Genomic DNA, 17637 nt, shown 5'->3' with positions numbered 1-17637 from the left:
TCATCTCGAAGGCGAAAAGAAAAGCCCTCCACTTGGAGAGCTTCGCCTAACCATCATTCCCGACCTCATTATTGTTATAGTCGTCAATAATTGACATCGTTTTATTTGCCACTTCACTACCGAGTGAGGCATACAATTTCTTATCGCCGATCACATAAAATTCTTCTTTAGCTCGCGTCGCTGCAACATTCATCATATTGGGATCAGAGACAGCCCATCTTGCTGCCCCACTGCTATCAGAGTCCGCTCCAAGAACAAAGTAGACGACTTTGGCTTCTTTCCCTTGAAAAGTATGAACTGTACCAATATTCGTTGTCTTCCCGTTTTCTCGTTTTGTGAATTTAATTTCATCTAAAACCTGGGCAAGCTTATAAGCCACATTTCTAAATGGGGTGATCACATAGATTTCATCCGCTAAATCCGGATCTTCCTGCAGACGTTTATCAATCATTCTTTTCAAAAAGTCAGCTTGTTCCTTAACAAATTTGTCATTTGCTTTACCGGTTGAATCATACCATTGTGATTTCCCTTGTGCCTCATCTGCTGATTTACCTTGTACCATCAACCCCTCATACGAAATTTCATTTGAAATCGTAAACATCGGATAGTTCGAGCGTCTGTGTACCCAAAGGGGTATGCCAATCCATTCATCCTCATTTTTTTGGAAACCATACTGACTTGTGGCATCCACAATGGTTTGAGTAGACGCATCAGCAGAAACAAATTTCTCATCGACTTCATAGTGTCTTCCAATTAAAGTTAAAACATTTGAACCTAGCGTCATTACGGGTTTTATTTGTGATGGATCCCCAACGACCATAACCTTTTTACTTCTAAAAATGGCACCAACACTAGCTTGTGGCAGTGCTTGGCCCGCCTCGTCTATAAACAGATTACCTATTGAATCTTCATTAAGATTTTTAAACATTCGACCAAAACTAGCAAAAGTAGTGCTGACAACGGGGATCGTGAAATTCAACCAATTCCATGATTCTGAAATTAGCTGCTGTCCATTCTCTTTTCCCAAGTATTCAGACTGCCTATTCCAAATATTTCTCGCGGCTTTTAAATTCCTTCTGTTTTCATACAGAAATTGCTTTCTAACTTTTAAAGCTGAAATAAATAGCTCTGATTGTAATTTGCGGAATTTCACTGTAAACCATGGATTAGACTTTTGCAGCTCATCATACGATTGTGAAAAATCTGGTTCCTTAATGCCACTTTGATACTTGAGCTTTTCTAACAATACAATTTCTCGTTCCACTTTTTTAAAACCATTTTGTTGTTTGATCATCCATCGATCGAAGTTAGCTCTTGTGTCCTGAGTTTGTTTTTGAACATACTCACTTTTCGCAACATTTTCCCTTAACCTATTTTCGAGTCGCCTACGGTCATTTAACCATTTCGTTTTTTGTTTAGATAGATCATTTAAATGATTATTCGCATTATTCAGATCTTTGAAGTACTGCTCAACTTTTGCCTTATTAAATATTTTCTGAAGCCACAAAAAACTTGGCTTTTGAGAAGTAACTACGTCATAATTCCTTTTAACTTGAGCTTGTAGATCAATTAGGTTTTCTATCTCAACAGAAGCATTTGACCAATCCTCTTGGAGATTTTCAATTTCTTGTCCCGGTCTTTCTAGTTCACGTCTCGCCTCTTCTTCCTGTGAGATTAAATCTGTTCGTTTCTTTTTTTCTTCTTGTTCAAATGCAAACATTTGCTCTTTATGCTTGGTTTTTAATTTTCGAAGAGCATACATCTTCTCGCTATAGTCTTGCATTTTATCTCTTTCGATTTTTAATTCAGCATACAGACAGGAGAATTCTTGATATACACTTTCACCTGTATTCGCTTGATCATGATCCTCTAAATCTTTTTCGATTGCTTCAATGGTTAAAAGTAACTTGTTCATGTTTGTTGACGCACCGCCCTCTAACGAGAACACACCCCAATTTTCCTCATGTAAAAACTCACTTTTAATCTCGCGATTCTGTCCAAAACCTTCACCGGTTAATTTAGAATTGGAAACCTCTTTAAAATAATCTGCTTCATCTAGTAGCTTTTGAAAATCGCCCGCAATCGTTTCTTTCTTTGGTAACTCCTTAACAATATTTTGGACCGCCCCATTGTTTGAACTTGCAACAACAATGTTTTTATCTGAAATGGAGTGTGGTAAAACACCAAGCTTAAAATCTTTCCAATAAACCAGACTCCCTTTAATCCTTTTATCAGAAAGCTGCACAATTTCCGCTGTCTGTTGTACGACTAAATCAGCAAAAATATCTTTTAACAGTGTTGTTTTCCCTGTTCCTGGCGGGCCATTGACACTACGAATATCATTTTTATCATTTAAAGCTAGATTCACCGCAACCTGCTGCATAAATGAAAGCTCGAAACCGGGATTACTTGGGAACCGCCCGAGCGGATAGAACTTAGGTTGTAAAATAGTTGTCTCGAAAATTCGGGGGTTAAAATGAACGGACTCTTTATTGCCATCCAGATTGTGCCTATGTCCCGAAAAGCCATTAAAATATCGATCCAAATTTTTATTAGTGATTGTCTTTGCTTTGTTCAGATCTTCAATAAAGAACGAATGTAGATTTACATCTCCGTTATCCAGGTTTTTCACAAATGCATAGCGAAAATTTTCTGCGGAAATATGATATTTATGAAAAAGCTCAGAGATGGTGGTATGAAAACCTTCTTCAAATTTGCTGTTCAAATCTTCTCTAAATACGTTTTCAACTTTCAAAAAATCTTTCGGTAATTCACCATGTTGGCGGATATAACCACTCATTGTATAAAACAATTTGTCTGCTAGAAAATTCAATTCGTTATCAAAATAGATAGAGAAGGTGAATTTGTCAGATTTACTAACTTCCTCGTAGGTTTTAGCAATCTTGTATTTCTCCCTCAATAGTTCAACAACTTCTTGAAAATCAAAAATATCGAAATATAATACTAAGCCCGATTTCTTAAAGAACTTATCTGATACTTTTTGTTGTTCTTTTTGCTTCATTAAAAAGTCTGAAAAAAAACGATTCCAATCCTCTTCCATTGTATGTATGAGCTTTAGCGATTTGTCTTTTTTATTAATAGAACCTTCGGATAACTGCTCGATCGTAATCCAAGCATTTAAAATATCTTGCCGTTTATTCATGAGTCTCCCCCCCATTATCATCTGTAATTACTATAATAAAGCTCTCACCCTGTCATCTAAAGACAAAAAGAAAAAGCTCCCCAACTTAGAGAGCTTACCAATGTACCATTTAATTATATAAGATTTCACTGCTTTTAACAGCGTATTGTATTCCATTCTTATTCCAGCTCTGTCTCTGAGTTAATCTTAATGACTGTGCATGTGCAGGTTTACTAAATGCTTGTCATTTCCTGTTGTTATTATTTTTCAGAATGCCCAACGAAGCGCTGAATATCTTCCCCAATCAAGGCCAGCGCATCTCTCCAGAACTCTGGTGAACGCACATCGATACCCATTAACTGCCCGGCATCTGCAACCATGGTGGTGCTGCTGGCGGCCAGGAAGGCTTGAAATTGCTCGGCGAATCCGCCTTCACGTTTCTTATACTGCGCGAATAACCCTTTAGAGAACAACAGCCCGAACGAATACGGGAAATTCAGAAACTCATTGCCTGTCATATAATAACCAGCCTTGCTAACCCACTGGTAGGAATGAATAGAATCCGGGTCAATACTGCTTCCATAGGCCGCAGACATGGCATCCTGCATCAGGCTGTTCAGTTCTTCCACCGTTAGCGAGCCTGATTTCCTATGCTCATAAAGCTGGCTTTCAAACAGATAACGGGCATAGAAATCAACGATATAATAACCGGCATCCGAGAGGCTCCGCTCCAGGATCGGCAAGACTTCTCCTTCCGATGCACTCAGCAGTAACTCTTGATTAATCAGACCCTCACAAAAGATCGACGCCGTCTCGGCAATCGGAATCGGATAATCTATATTGACCATAGTCTTTCCGGCAAGACAGCTGCTATGGTAGGCATGACCAATCTCATGCGCCAGTACACCAACATCCATATAGCTCCCGGTGAAGCTGGTTATAATCCGGCTCTCTTGGATTGGTGCGATATCAATGCACATGCCAAAGTTTCCTTTTCCTGCCCGTGACTCCGCATCGATCCATCTGGAGATGAACACCTTGCGGGCGAACGCACCCAGTTCTGTACTGAACGAGTTAAACCCGGCAACAATAAGCTCTTGTACCTCCGGGTAGCTAATTTTGACGGAAGAATCCTCGCCAACCGGAGCAAAGATATCATGGAAAGGGAGCGGTCCTGCGTGGCCCAGGAGCTTTGCTTTGTGAAGATAATACTGATGAAAGGTAGGCAGGCTCTCCTTAATCGCTTGCAGCATTGCTTCCAGCGTCTCCTGATCCATACGTGAGGTCTCCAGTACTTTATGCAGCGGCGATTTGTACCCTCGTAGCTCATAGATTCCTATCGCTTCTCCACACACCGCATTAAGACAAGCTGCACTCTGTTCGGCAACACTGCGGCAAGCCTTGGCATCCGCTTCATATGCCGCCTGCCTAACCTGAGAATCATGGTCGTACACCAGATTGCGCAGCTCCGTCAAAGACAGCTGATGCGCTGCTCCTTTCATCTCCACCTCTACACACAATGTAGACTGTATCTTCATGTACAGCCTCTCCCACGCTTTGGCGCCGGTAAGCTGCATCCGGGCAATGACCGCCTCAGCTTCTTCACTGAGCAAATACCTTGACTGCTGCTGCAGCTGACGCAAATAAAAAGCATGCCGACCCACATACTCACCCGAGCCAATAATAGTGTCAAGCTCTTCCCCACTCATGCTTGCCAGCCATTTGCTGAAACTTGCTAGAGCTTCTTCGGAACCCGCGGCCATTTCTTCCAATACATCCATCTGATTTGCAGCTTCTGTATTCCCGTTGTCAATGCTGAATACCAGTTCTGCATAGCTGAATAAGCACAGATACACGCTCCTGAATGCATTATATTGCCTAAGAAAATCCTCCGTTAGAATCTCAGCCTTCTCTTGAGTGTGTAAATGAAGCTTTGCCATCGCACCAAGTTCATCTGCAAGCTCTGCTGCATGTTTATAGTCCTTTTGATATTTCTCCGACTGGAATGAGGAATACAGGCTCTCCAAGTCCCATGTTAAGTTCATCGCCGTTAATCTCCTTATCGTAAACACAAGCGATGCTATACGTATCCCGGCAACCGACCATATCGAACGTATAGCAGGCTGCGTTATATTTTATTGGGATAATTTGAATATTGTATTCTGCGGCTAAGACTTACATGTTTCCACCTCTTCCGGTACTATGTTAAGCAAAGTTAATGTCAAGTATAACACGCCCACTTATTTCCTAATATGTGATAAGTCGCTGACCAATCTTCTTCTTCACTTACACCAAAAAGCCCCACATCCGCAGGACTCGTCTCATTTTATCTTATTCATACCCTACAGATTGGTATCTACCTGTTTCAGGCGAATGTACTCGCTGTATCTCAAGGTCATCCTTCCATATGTATCATTGATAAAGTCTAAATAAAGTAGAGTAAATTTCGCCCTACTTGTGATACGGTTCACCGCGCTGTCTGTAACGGCAAGTTTTCATACTAAAACAGATTCTAGTGGACAACCCTTCAAATCATTTGCAGGAAACCCTTTGCCCGGTACCGCTGTTACTTCGACTTCAACATCAGGCTCATGTGTTTGGAGAACGTTTTGAAGTTTACGATCGATGCCCCTGCATCGGAGATTACATTCTTTGCTGCGTCGATGGCATCATGACGTTCAAGAAATGCCGAACATTTTAAACTGATTCGTTTAAACATGTTTCCGTTCCCATCTTTGATGTTATTTTAGAATGTTTTTCTCCAATTGTAATTGTCGAAGAAACAAAAACAAGGGAAGACCCAGTGAAGGACCTACCAGTAGTGTACCTGCAATCGGCAGCCATAAATATTTCATTCTCTTTCTGGTGCCTTCTAACAGAATGAATCCCATAAGCACGATTGCGGTAACTAAAACATCCATCCATGCAAAAGCTCCGATACGCGTACTGGTTATGGCTTCAAATAGGAGAGTCAAATCGAGGCCGTTACGCACGACCCAAGGGATGAATTGCGAATAGGCAAGACGAGTCCCAAAAAAGATAATACTCCGTAAAAATACTTCATTTATAACCCTCCATTATTTTGTAATTTCAAAACGCTCGCAAAAGTCCGTTTGCTCCATCTTCGCCTACGCGTGACCCCGACTCAACCCATGTCCTTTAAGGCTCCGTTCCAAGCCTGCTGCGCGATTTTTCAAAAAACTTGCCCCTACTTATGATACGGTTCACCATAACTTATTAAGTAGTAGGCCGAATATATCTCCATTTAGAAACTAAAAGACCTTTCCGTATACTCGGAATAGGTCTCTATTCAATCATCATCTTCTGCTTGTAGTGTTCCATACCTCATGGTAATTCTTTCTCTTAATTGGTGCTCTTCGCTATCCCCAATTAATTCAAACTTTTTGAAATGCCCTACTATCTCAAAAAGCCTAATTGGTAATTCACGGTGATCATGATTGGGGAAATCAGGTGTCTCGTCGTCTGCCTCATCATACAACCTGTGCACCTTCTCTTTAATCATTGTATAGAAATTCCCCTCACTGCTTAAACTCTCTAGTTCATCTACTTTGAAAGAAATTAAAGGTATTCCATATCTTAATAATATTTTTTTCCGTTTACCCTCTCCGAATCGCCATCCATAGCCACTTATCCCATTCAAAGATATGAAAACGCCGAATTTTGATCCTCTGTAACTTAATAACTCATATAGTTTTGCAACCATTCCTACATCGATGGGTGCAGACTTTTTATTTTTGCACTCACAGATAACCTTTGGAGCCATATAATCATTCATAAAAGCTGGCCTTGCCTTTTCACTAAGCACTGTTTCTACATCCATTTCATTGTCAGCAGGTCGCCTGTTTTTAGTAACTTTACTATCTATAAAGCGCTCAAAAAGAAATACCGCAAAATCTTCTAGCACTTTCCCTTTTTCATGATTTCTACTTCTGTCCCAGCCCTTTGACTCTTCAATTGTCTTGATATGTGCATCAAACTTTTTAATGGCCTCTAAGTCTTCCCAAATCGGTTTCCAGAAATAGTTGTCATGAAACATATTAATCACTTTTGAAAGATCTGAAAAACTTTTAATTTCCACTTACAATCTGCCCCCCTTTCTAAAACCTACTTTAGCCTCTTTAAATTTTATTTTCTCTCCACATTCAGAACAGTTATTACGTGTATCATACTGATAATACTCTGTAAGTGAAAAAAGTACTACTTGATGGGGAGACTCCTCGTTTGAACATTCTAAAACAATCACCACATCAAGAATTCCCTCATTAACTAAACTCATCAAGATCTTCTCTGCTAATTCTATATCCATAACAGATTTACGTGCCAGTGTATGCTTAGTTAAAATATCACTGGGACGAAGCGATTGGATCACCTGTGAAATTTTCTTTGTTATTAAAGAGGGCAGATTGTATTTCATCGCGATATTCGTTAAGTTTTCTGATGACAATGTTTACAACCTCCTCTTCAATAAAAGTGTTTTTTCCTCGTACTGAGTATGCATGCAATTCACATTCAACTAGAAATTTGTACATATTGTCTTCGGTCTTCAGTATTATGCCCAACAAGTCTATATCATTATCTGTTCTTGAACGTCGAGCTGCTTCTGCTGCTAAACCTTGACGGAGTCCAAATGTTGATTCGACATTAATTAAGTGAGTAACTCCGTCTGATCGTTGTCTAAAAGCGCTAAAGGAGTTTTCAGCATCTATAACCCCATACTTTTCCACTAATTGGGCTTCGAAAGACTGCTGAATATCTTGTGTGAGTTTAATATGAAGAGCTGTATTTGTTTCTACTTCAATATCGGCACCTTCAAGGAGTTTTTTTGCAAAGTTCGAAACCATTTCTTCCACATTAAAAGAGTGTGTTGCAATGACAGGATTATTATGATTGGTTGCTTCTTCCGCCAACTTATGTAAACCCTGCGGAATCCAATTCGGAGACTTTATAGTTTGTTTCCCAATCAATTTCTGCAACTTACTAAAAAATAAATCGGCTATAGGTGACCAATCAGTTCTATCTTCTTTCTCAACTCCGTTCACATTAAGCAAATTTGTGGTTGGGTTGAAAACTATCTTACAATAGTGGCTTTCTTCAAATAGTACACAATGAGCAAAAAATATTTTTTTGTATAAACGTACTAGACCATCCTTGTTTTTCCCGGTCACCACGCATGGTGCAATAAAAGAGAAGATATACTTTTTCAGTTTGTCATCATGATGAATACCTATAAGGTTAGTATCTGTCAAATTCGGCATAACATCATCAATATTTTCTGATTCATTGCTGGGATCAATATCCCATAGATTTATTTTTACTAGCTCGCTTTGCTTAAATTGCAGATTTGCAAGTAGTTCGATTCTTGGCTTCTTTTCAAGATAGTAAACGTAGCTGTAGTTATTCCCATCTATTTGATGATAGGATAACCATTCTTTGAAAGTTTCTTCAGAAATAACTGGCTCTAGAAAACCAGCGTTTGTCACTTGCTCTTTTAATGAAGCAAACATCTCTTTTCCAGATATCTTCTTTGGAAGCTTGTACTTCTCAAAGAGGATCTGATAGTGCTTAAATTGAGTATACATTCCCAAGATCTTTTCGATGTTGTCCCAATTCACCTCATGTACCCCCGATTACCCTATTTGTAGTATAAGTATACGTATTTATATGGAAAAAAGCACCTGTTTTTATTGTATAATCCCTCTTATCTAACAATACGTTTAATGAATTTATTTATTCTAAACCCAAACCTTAAGGTCTATATACCCACAAAATCTAGTATCTCCACTCTTATTTTCCTATGTTTACCTAGTGAAAAGCATATCAGAAATAGGATAAATTTACTAGTATTTAAATGAGTGGGTTCATTCTAAACACAGAAGAAGTTCTTACGACACTTCGGGGATCCAAAGAGATAATAAAGGCAATTGATTCCCAGATACGGGAACGCCCAAGTCCTGAATTCCCGTTTACCTACTGCTCCATAGGTTAAACGTGGAAATAGCAAAACCCCTCTACGGCTAATCTGGATATACACATACGCTATCCATGAAGGCTCGTGAGGGGTCTTTTTATCTAATCTTATTTTAAATCTGGATTGTCAACAGTAAATCAGACAGCTTTTTTAAGGGCTTCTTGGCGATACTGAACAGGTGTCATGTATCCCAGTGTTCCGTGAATCCGATGCTTGTTAAACCAGTTGACGTAATCGTATAGTTCCAATTCCAGATGACGAAGGTTTTGGAAGCTCATCTGGTGGATGAACTCGGTTTTCATGACTTTGTAGGTAGCTTCGGCCACGGCATTATCATAGGGACAGCCTTTCATACTTAGAGATCGGCCGATTTCAAAGGTCTCCAGAAGCTCATCCATCCTTTGATTTTTAAACTCGCTGCCGCGGTCCGTATGAAACCACTGAATTTGACGCAAATCACCCTGTACCGTAGCAAAGGCGCGTGAAATCAGAGCAGCGTCCTTATTTGGGCCTGCACTATGACCAATAATTTCTCGATTGAACAGGTCGATGAGCACGCAAATGTAATGCCACTTGTTTTGGACTTTCACATACGTCAGATCACTGACGACAAAGCGTTTAACTCGGGTTTGCTCGAACTCACGATCCAGCACATTTGCCGTCCGTGCATCGTTACACGCCGTTTTTACGGGCTTATATTGCGCCACCGTGTAGGTAGAGACGAGTCCTTGATCCTTCATGATCCGGCCAATGCGGCGTCTGGACGCGATGAAGCCTTGTTCCTGGAGCTTGACTTTGATCTTTCGCGTGCCGTAGGCTTTTCGATTCTTGTGGAAAATCTCCACAATCGCTTTCGTGAGTTTCTCTTCTTTTGGTTGTTCTTTCGCTTCGTAATAGAATGTACTTCTTGCCATTTGCAGGACGTCACACATTGCTGATACCGAGTATTTATCACGGTTGCTGCGGATGATAGCTACTTTCGTCCCATGATCAGCGCCGCTTGCTTTAAAATATCGTTCTCCATCCGCAGACGCTGAACTTCTTTCCTTAGAGCATTCAGCTCATTTTCTTCGGGTGAACGATTGTCCTTCTCCTTGAAGGAGCCTGTAGCCTGAGCTTGCTTGATCCAGCGATCCAAAGCCGATGCGGTGAGGCCATATTCCTCGACCAGATCTGCTCTGGATTTTCCATTTTCATAGAGCTGAACCATTTGTTTTTTGAATTCTGCTGTAAAGGTACGTCGTTGTTGTTTGGGCATGGTAGAGTTCCGCTCCTTAACATGATAGGTTTATTCTACAAGCCCTTATTTTTTCTGTCCAACTTAGTGTAGCCGATCCACCTATGTAGACAAATGATTTTGCCGAATTCTGTGGAGTGTCAACTTATTTACTACTTTTTTCAACTCAAGTTAGAACCCACTATGTTTTTTTTAAATAACCCGATATTTTTTAATCATGCCATCTTTTTTGGCATCTAAAACAATAAGTTGTTGATCTTTTTCTTCTTCTGAGCATGATCTAGTATACTTGATAGCTTACTAATTGCAACGAGTAAGCAGCATTTATATGAAATAAAATTAAATATACTTTTGCTTCGTTTCAGCAATCCACTGTGGGAGTTCTTTAGATAATCGTATACTATGTTTCAACTGACTTCCTGCCGTTTGATTCATTGCCTTACTGAAATCTACACTATTCAGAAGATCTTCAATATAAGGCACAACCGCAGGTTGTGATGTAGAGTATGCATATATTGACCTTTCAATCAGCTTACTATCTAATCCCCACTCCATGGCAAATTCATTGATTACATTGTGTAACTTGCTTGTCTTCCATAGTTCAAACGCCTCATCAAAGTTAACACTACTTGATAGGTGACCAGGCACAAGCTTGTCGTCTACAAATTCCCTCAACAACTTCGCTTGCTCATGCTCCCCCATATTACTTAACTCTTGAATTTGTTCATGGATAATTCGAAGTGTTTCCTTATCCACAGTTTGTATACCATAAGGTGAAGTCACTTTTGAACCAATTAAATTAAGAATATGATTAGCATCAATAACTTGCGTTCCTGCTAACTTTGTTTTCCCAACAAGCGCATTAACAGTTGTAGGTGGAACCGGTATGCCCGGTTGCCACGTTAAGTTCTTATAAGCACCGACATATTGTAACCAAGTGTGCTCATCTATACCAAAAGCAAGGTCATCCCACCTGAATTCATAATATTGCTCGACTACATTCAGTTGCTCAGCAACATCTTTAAATGCAAGTATAAAGGCTTCCTTTTTCTGTTCATCATTTGCAATGGATTGCCAATCTGTAGGGTCAGGTAAAGTCGGAATCATTACAGTAACTTTCACCGCTAATTTATGTACCGCATTAACATAGGTATCTACAATGGCTTTGCTGCTCTTTCCCCCACTGCCATACAACTTCAGCGCCTCATTAACAGCCTCTTCTGTAATCCGTGGATACTGAAAATTAATAATCGTTCCGAATTCTTTGGTAGAGCCAAACACACGATTTGTCCGTGAATACGCTTGAATTAATTCCTGAAGTTCAAGTTTACGATCAACATAAAGCGTATTCAATCGCTTCGAGTCATACCCTGTTAGTAATTGGTTGGCTACAATAACAAGATCTATATTCTTAGGATTTCGCCCGCTTCCCCCTCTAGTAGTACGTTCCACGACATCTTCGAAATAAGCATCTTCACCATGTTTTTTATCACCCATCACGAATGATATGCCCGTAAATAAGGCATAGTCTCTAAACATCATTTCAACGACTTTAGGATCTAACGGTGTAGGATCATTCTCATTACCAAAGCTAAAGGTCATTGCAACATTTAGGGTTTCCCCACGCTCAGCTAGCTGTTTTTTAAACTCATCATAATAAGCCATGACACGATTTTTATAAGCAACGGTCAGAATCGCGTTAAATTCTTTGCCCTGAGACTGCGATTCCCAATTATTCAGCATTTCTTCAACTACGCGTGGAATGTGGGCTTCATCCTGATAGATGAGTAAACTGTGTTTCACCGCTTGCTTTTCAACGTCAAGTTCTGACATGGCTTGCACCTGTCGCTCAATTTCCCTCTCTGGCTTATCTGGACTATCATCTTTCAATTTCTCGATTAATTGTTCTCTTAAATCATCATAACCTTTAAATTCCCCAGTATTGATATAATCAACGTGGAAACCTAATACGTTCTTATCAGCAATCGCTTCATCAATTGTATACTGATGTAATTTGGGCCCGAATAACTTTTCCGTTGTATTGATAAGTTCACTTTTCTCATTGATTTTACCCTTGACCTTATTTTCGTCAAATAAAGGTGTACCTGTAAAACCGATAAAGAGTGCGTTCTTCTTAAAATAGCCCTTAATATCCCCCATCATTTGCCCCATCGTTGTACGGTGAGCTTCATCAATAATAAATACCAACTTTTTATCTACTAAACTAGCATCTTGGGCTTCTTTAAGTTCTTTCACTAATCCATTTAATTTAAATGTAGTTGTAACCACAATACCGGTCTTAGCGGATTTAAGTATCTTTTTAAGCTGATACGTGTGTTTCGTGTCATCTACAGACACCGATTCGTACGCAGCATATGCTTTGAAATTCTCACTTGTTCGATTGTCTAACTCACGACGGTCTACCAGGAAGACCACTTTATCAAATCCTACTCTAGTAGATAAGAAAAATGCCGTTTTAAAACTTGTAATGGTCTTACCTGAACCTGTTGTGTGCCATACAAAACCACCATGCGGAATTTTTCCATCGTTGTCCCAGCCAAATGCCGCACCTTCGACTGCTTGCAAAGCATGTACTTGATAAGGGCGCATAAGCATATGTCGTCTATTCTCTTCCTCTCGTGCTTCATCAATAACGAGATAGTCCCCTATGATCTGATGAGCCATTGGAATCATTAAAAATTGTCCGATCACCTGTTGCCACGCATTCACCGCATGATTCTCTTTATCCGCCCAATGGAAAACAAAACTCAGGTTAAAATCTTTAATCGATTTGGGTGTAGCAAAATAACGAGTCGCAATTTCAGACGTCATCACCATCATCTGCGAAAAAGCCATAAAATTATGGCTGTACTCACCATCACGATAGTAACGTATAAATTGACCAAATGCTTCGTCTAGCGTCTTATCGGTACGCTTTTGCTCGATGTTAATCAGCGGTAGACCATTGATTAGCAGGACAATATCAAATCGGTTATCATTCGTAGTCCGTACCTCTCTAGCAATCTTATAACTTGAGTCTCCGCCACGTACCTCTGCTTTTTTTAGAATCGTTAAGGTGATTTGTTTCCTTGTTACTTTTGGATTGTCATCACGATAGATACCATCAATCTTGCCTTTTGAATTCTCTATGGCAAGTATTTTTGCCGCTTCATAGCTGTTACTGATCTGATTCACTTTGGCCATTACTTGTTTGAACTCATTATCAGTCAGTACCACGCCTTCTAGTTGATCCACATTGATTCGATTCAGCTCGCTCCGCCAATGATGAATTAGGTCATCGACAGTTACGGCCTGTTTATTCCCGTTTAAGAAATCAGGTGCTTCCCATTTATATTTTTGCAGTTCTTTGACAAATTGCTCCTGAAACGTACGCTCTGATGCACTCTTTGGTGTATTGCTCATAGGTTCCCCTTTCTAGACAAACATCTCGTTTAGGTATGCTCTTTTGATATTTTGTAGTTTTTCTAGCTTACGCTGATGAAGGGTGATGAGGTGGTCGAGTTTTGAAAAAAATACCCCAATTTCCTTTTGTTCCTCTTCATTTGGTAGAGCAATCTCTTGATTTTTCACAATGTCCGAATTCAAATTGACTTGACTTCCAGGCTGTCCATATTGTCGCCATTGCGGACGAAACGCCTCTAACCACTGGAACATGAATTCACGATCAAATTTCGGGTCTTGAAAGATTAAAAATCCATCATGTACGCCGGTCTTAATATAGTTTACAACTGGTTTTCCGACTGTTGCAGCTATACTCAACAATAAATGTGGCTCTTCTAACACTCGAGTTTTTTCTTGCCCAGCTTTTGAAATGCGTTGTTCAAGATGATGAATTCGTCCGTTCTGCTCAGTTACATCAGAAATTCGCAACCATCCTGTTTCTGATTTATCATCAAACCATTTTGGATCCTGAATAGGTCTAGGACTTGCACCGCGTACAATATCAGCTAGCTCCCCCAACTTACGCTGTTCCCAAGCGCCAGTAAAACCTGCAAATCTTCGTTTTGGCATATTTTCACCTTCAGCAGGAAACATTTCTGAGAGATAAGCAGATTTTAAAGATTTCAACTTCTCTAACTTACGCTGATGAAGGGTGATAAGGTGGTCGAGCTGTTTGAAAAAGGTACCGATTTGGGATTGTTCTTCAAATAATGGAATAGAAATTTCTTGTTTTATAACGGCATCCCGTGCAATCCCGGCTATTAAACCTCTAGCATCTTTTTTAATATTTTCTATTACTGAATTCAATAGGTAGAAATTAAAGACTTTATCTAGATTGGGTAGATTTTTCAAAGCCATAAATTGCCTAGCAATATGTGCTTTATCTTGTGCCAATACAGCGATTGCTCCATAACCAGATCCCTTACAGACAAGCAAAACGTCACCCTTTTCTGCTAAACATCTAGGAACTGTTGTCCAACGGTTAACGATAGTCTCTGTCCCAACTATACAACTAGCCCCTGTCATATAAGGTATACCGTTAAACGTATCGTTATATTCTGAAGGCGAAAAGTCCTGTCCCGACAATAAATCTATAACCTCGCCATACTCACGCTGTTCCCAAGCGGTGGCATTTCCGAATTCTTTAAATCGCCTTTTGGGAACTAATTTTTCTTGTTCCGTCATGGTCCCACCACCAATTCATTCATCAATGCCTCAAATGCCGATTCCAAGTCACGGCTCTCATCGTCAATCGCTGTTAAAGTCTCATGATATCGATCATGCAACATTTGCAATGTGTTCAGTTCTTTTTTTAGCGGTAACTCTACTAATCCAACAATTGTAGCGACTGTACTGCCAAACCATTTTTGAAACATCAATTGATCTATTTCTTCGTTCGTCAACGTTAGAATACGTTCTTGAACAGCTTCGTTCAGTGTCTTCTCATCCGCTTTGATCGCTTTGTTCATAGCATCTTTGTTCGTTAGGAACTGATCTACTTTCCCAAGCAGTTTATATTCTGCTGAATTCTTACTTACCTTCTTCAACTCAGCCTTAATGGACTTCTTCTCAAAGGCTTCTCCTGCTTCGTTCATACCTTCACTTAAAGCGGTAGCTTCTTCACTTTCTTCCACTTTTGCAGCTTCCACCAAGTCGGTAAGTTCATTTTCAATCTCTAACACACGTTCTTTCTTCAATTCAATTTCCTGCAATTTAGCCCGATACAGATGTTGTGTAATTAATTCATTCGGCACAATTAATCCGATCCAACCTTCCTGCTCTTCACGTTTCTTATCGCCGGACCCTTTCGTAACCATACGAGGTTCCCGAATACGTCCTGCTGTATAGAAATCACTTGATGCAATAATTTCTGTATCATGAGTTAATGCAGTCTTCCAAATTTCCGCCACAACCTGATATCCATCATAGACATTAATATGGTTAAACTCCGTCAATATTAGATTGATTTCAACCAGCATATTATCCATAAGTTCCTTCATATCGCTATTCTTGTTTACCGTTCGCAAAATATCCCAATATTTATGAATATACGATTTAGCTTTGTCTTCAATTTGCTTCGCTTTTTCAACCACTCGAACATCATTTAATATTTCCTTAGACAGCTCAGATATGGGTTTTTGAAGTTGAACATATCCGCTACGAATTTCCTTTAAGGCACTCTCCAATAGATCGGGTACTTCGGACTGCAACACATGCATATTTTCAATATTCTTCCGTGGAATACCGCCCAATAAATGTGCATCCACATCATGGGCAATATCTGCCTCGATGGCTTCTACATACCTTGGGATATTCAAGTTATAATCATTTTCAATGATCGTTTGGCGATCCGCTACAAAGCTGTATCCTTTCTCTACTCTACGTTCAACATAGGTGTCCACAATTTTGGCGATATCTTTTTCCCGTAGAATATTTTGTTTACCCACTTTAATAAAATCACGTGAAGCATCGATAATTAAGACTGGGACGTCTGGTGTACGATTCTTCTTCAATATCATGACAGCAACAGGAATCCCCGTGTTGGTGAAGAGGTTACTTGGTAAACCAATGACTGTATCGATCTGATTTCTATCAATCAATCGCTCACGGATTTTTCCTTCCGCTCCTCCACGGAATAACACACCGTGCGGCAATACAATAGCCATTGTCCCTTCCTGACCTAAGTGGAATAATCCATGCAATAGGAAAGCATAATCTCCCTTAGAGTCGGGCGGTAATGCTCCAGCGATTTCAAATCGAGGATCGCTTATTTTCAATTCTGCTTTATTCCAATTTTTAGCTGAGTAAGGTGGGTTCATTACGACCGCATCAAATAGCACACCTTCATTCGGTCGTTCCGGATCTTCTGGCCAGTCATGTGAAAGTGTGTCTCCATTTTTAATGGTCATTTTGTCAGGACGAACTCCATGAAGCAAGAGATTCATTCGGGTCAAGTTATAGGTAGCTGTGTTCTTTTCTTGTCCATAATAATTCAAATCTTTTTGAATATCTCTAGCTAGATGCTTCTTCACCGTCAAAAGCAACGAACCTGATCCAACTGTCGGGTCATAGATTGACTTTATGTTTTGTTTTTTTGCAACAATTTGTGCCATAACTTCACTAACTTGATGGGGCGTATAGAATTCTCCAGCCTTCTTACCTGACCCCATTGCGAACTGACCAATAAGATACTCATAAGCATCACCTAAGACATCACCTTTTTGCAAGGAAATCATGTTTAAATCAGCGAATAGCAAAATCAGCGCTTTAATATTCTTATTTCGTGCATTGGGATCATTACCTAAAGCTGTATCTGTTAAATCAAGTGTAGAACTTGAGAATAATCCTTTGAAATCATCGGAACCACCCGACACCGCAATTGTTCGCTCGAAGTTATTCAAACTGTCGGTTACCTTTTCAACTTCAAAATCTCCTGAACGAATATCCTTTAACCATGTCTGATAGAGGTACTCGGGTAACACATAATAACCAAGTGCCTGTTGAAGCATACCGTCCAGATCTTCACCAATTTCGGCTCTAGCATTGATATATTCCTCTACCAATTGTGACTCAGACATTTGTCCTAAACGGCTAACCTTTTTGAATGTGTCCAACGTCATGTCACTTAAAAACTTATAAAACATTAGTCCAAGCATATAGTCCTTGTATCGGCTTGCATCCATTGAACCTCGTAACTCGTTTGCTCCGTTCCATAATCTACGTTTTATTTCTTCTGATGTAATCACTATGCATCCTCCAATAATCTTACGTTTGACTAAGTAACTACTGACTTAGCTTAATTATACA

10 protein-coding genes are annotated in these 17637 nt (G+C 39.8%); all 10 read right to left on the bottom strand.

Annotated elements, in window-relative coordinates:
• Window positions 1–46: 46 nt before the first annotated feature.
• The 10 genes from ACL9RM_RS00420 to ACL9RM_RS00375 all read right to left on the bottom strand — a co-directional run bounded on the left by ACL9RM_RS00420 (window position 47) and on the right by ACL9RM_RS00375 (window position 17576).
• Window positions 47–3163 (bottom strand): DEAD/DEAH box helicase, encoded by a 3117-nt coding sequence (locus ACL9RM_RS00420; RefSeq protein ID WP_414125970.1) that lies wholly within the window; start codon window positions 3161–3163, stop codon window positions 47–49.
• A gap of 239 nt (window positions 3164–3402) precedes the next feature.
• Complete coding sequence (locus ACL9RM_RS00415) at window positions 3403–5187, bottom strand: M3 family oligoendopeptidase (protein ID WP_414125968.1); 1785 nt, start codon at window positions 5185–5187, stop codon at window positions 3403–3405.
• Window positions 5188–5883: 696 nt separating this feature from the next.
• Window positions 5884–6135: a DUF2834 domain-containing protein gene (locus ACL9RM_RS00410; protein WP_414125966.1), complete on the bottom strand. Its 252-nt coding sequence runs from the start codon at window positions 6133–6135 to the stop codon at window positions 5884–5886.
• A gap of 317 nt (window positions 6136–6452) precedes the next feature.
• Entirely contained in the window at window positions 6453–7241 is a 789-nt protein-coding gene (locus tag ACL9RM_RS00405) for a restriction endonuclease (RefSeq protein ID WP_414125964.1), read from the bottom strand.
• On the bottom strand, window positions 7242–7469 hold the full coding sequence (locus ACL9RM_RS00400; protein WP_422759349.1) for a hypothetical protein: 228 nt from the start codon (window positions 7467–7469) through the stop codon (window positions 7242–7244). It abuts the gene before it with no gap.
• Between the two features lie 37 nt (window positions 7470–7506).
• The gene (locus tag ACL9RM_RS00395) at window positions 7507–8775 is read right to left on the bottom strand and encodes a hypothetical protein (RefSeq protein ID WP_414125960.1); all 1269 of its coding nucleotides are present in this window, start codon (window positions 8773–8775) and stop codon (window positions 7507–7509) included.
• Between the two features lie 493 nt (window positions 8776–9268).
• Window positions 9269–10389, bottom strand: a protein-coding gene (locus ACL9RM_RS00390; protein WP_414125958.1) for an IS3 family transposase whose coding sequence is annotated in 2 segments (ribosomal slippage) — window positions 9269–10140 and window positions 10140–10389 — 1122 coding nt in all. Because the reading frame shifts where the segments join, the coding sequence is not laid out codon by codon here.
• Window positions 10390–10707: 318 nt separating this feature from the next.
• Window positions 10708–13791 (bottom strand): type I restriction endonuclease subunit R, EcoR124 family, encoded by a 3084-nt coding sequence (locus tag ACL9RM_RS00385; RefSeq protein ID WP_414125956.1) that lies wholly within the window; start codon window positions 13789–13791, stop codon window positions 10708–10710.
• Between the two features lie 12 nt (window positions 13792–13803).
• Window positions 13804–15015: a restriction endonuclease subunit S gene (locus tag ACL9RM_RS00380; protein WP_414125954.1), complete on the bottom strand. Its 1212-nt coding sequence runs from the start codon at window positions 15013–15015 to the stop codon at window positions 13804–13806.
• Window positions 15012–17576 (bottom strand): type I restriction-modification system subunit M, encoded by a 2565-nt coding sequence (locus ACL9RM_RS00375; RefSeq protein WP_414125952.1) that lies wholly within the window; start codon window positions 17574–17576, stop codon window positions 15012–15014. The genes ACL9RM_RS00380 and ACL9RM_RS00375 overlap by 4 nt, the downstream gene beginning before the upstream one ends.
• Window positions 17577–17637 lie beyond the last annotated feature (61 nt).

It is taken from the genome of Paenibacillus sp. S29, assembly GCF_049319765.1.
Classification (GTDB): domain Bacteria; phylum Bacillota; class Bacilli; order Paenibacillales; family Paenibacillaceae; genus Paenibacillus; species Paenibacillus polymyxa_B.
This window is presented reverse-complemented; position numbering and strand designations above follow the sequence as displayed.

Excerpts from the sequence above, each read along its gene's own strand:
- ACL9RM_RS00385 (WP_414125956.1), bottom strand. The coding sequence starts at position 13,791 with ATGAGCAATACACCAAAGAGTGCATCAGAGCGTACGTTTCAGGAGCAA.
- ACL9RM_RS00380 (WP_414125954.1), bottom strand. The coding sequence starts at position 15,015 with ATGACGGAACAAGAAAAATTAGTTCCCAAAAGGCGATTTAAAGAATTC.
- ACL9RM_RS00415 (WP_414125968.1), bottom strand. The coding sequence starts at position 5,187 with ATGAACTTAACATGGGACTTGGAGAGCCTGTATTCCTCATTCCAGTCG.
- ACL9RM_RS00400 (WP_422759349.1), bottom strand. The coding sequence starts at position 7,469 with ATGGATATAGAATTAGCAGAGAAGATCTTGATGAGTTTAGTTAATGAG.
- ACL9RM_RS00420 (WP_414125970.1), bottom strand. The coding sequence starts at position 3,163 with ATGAATAAACGGCAAGATATTTTAAATGCTTGGATTACGATCGAGCAG.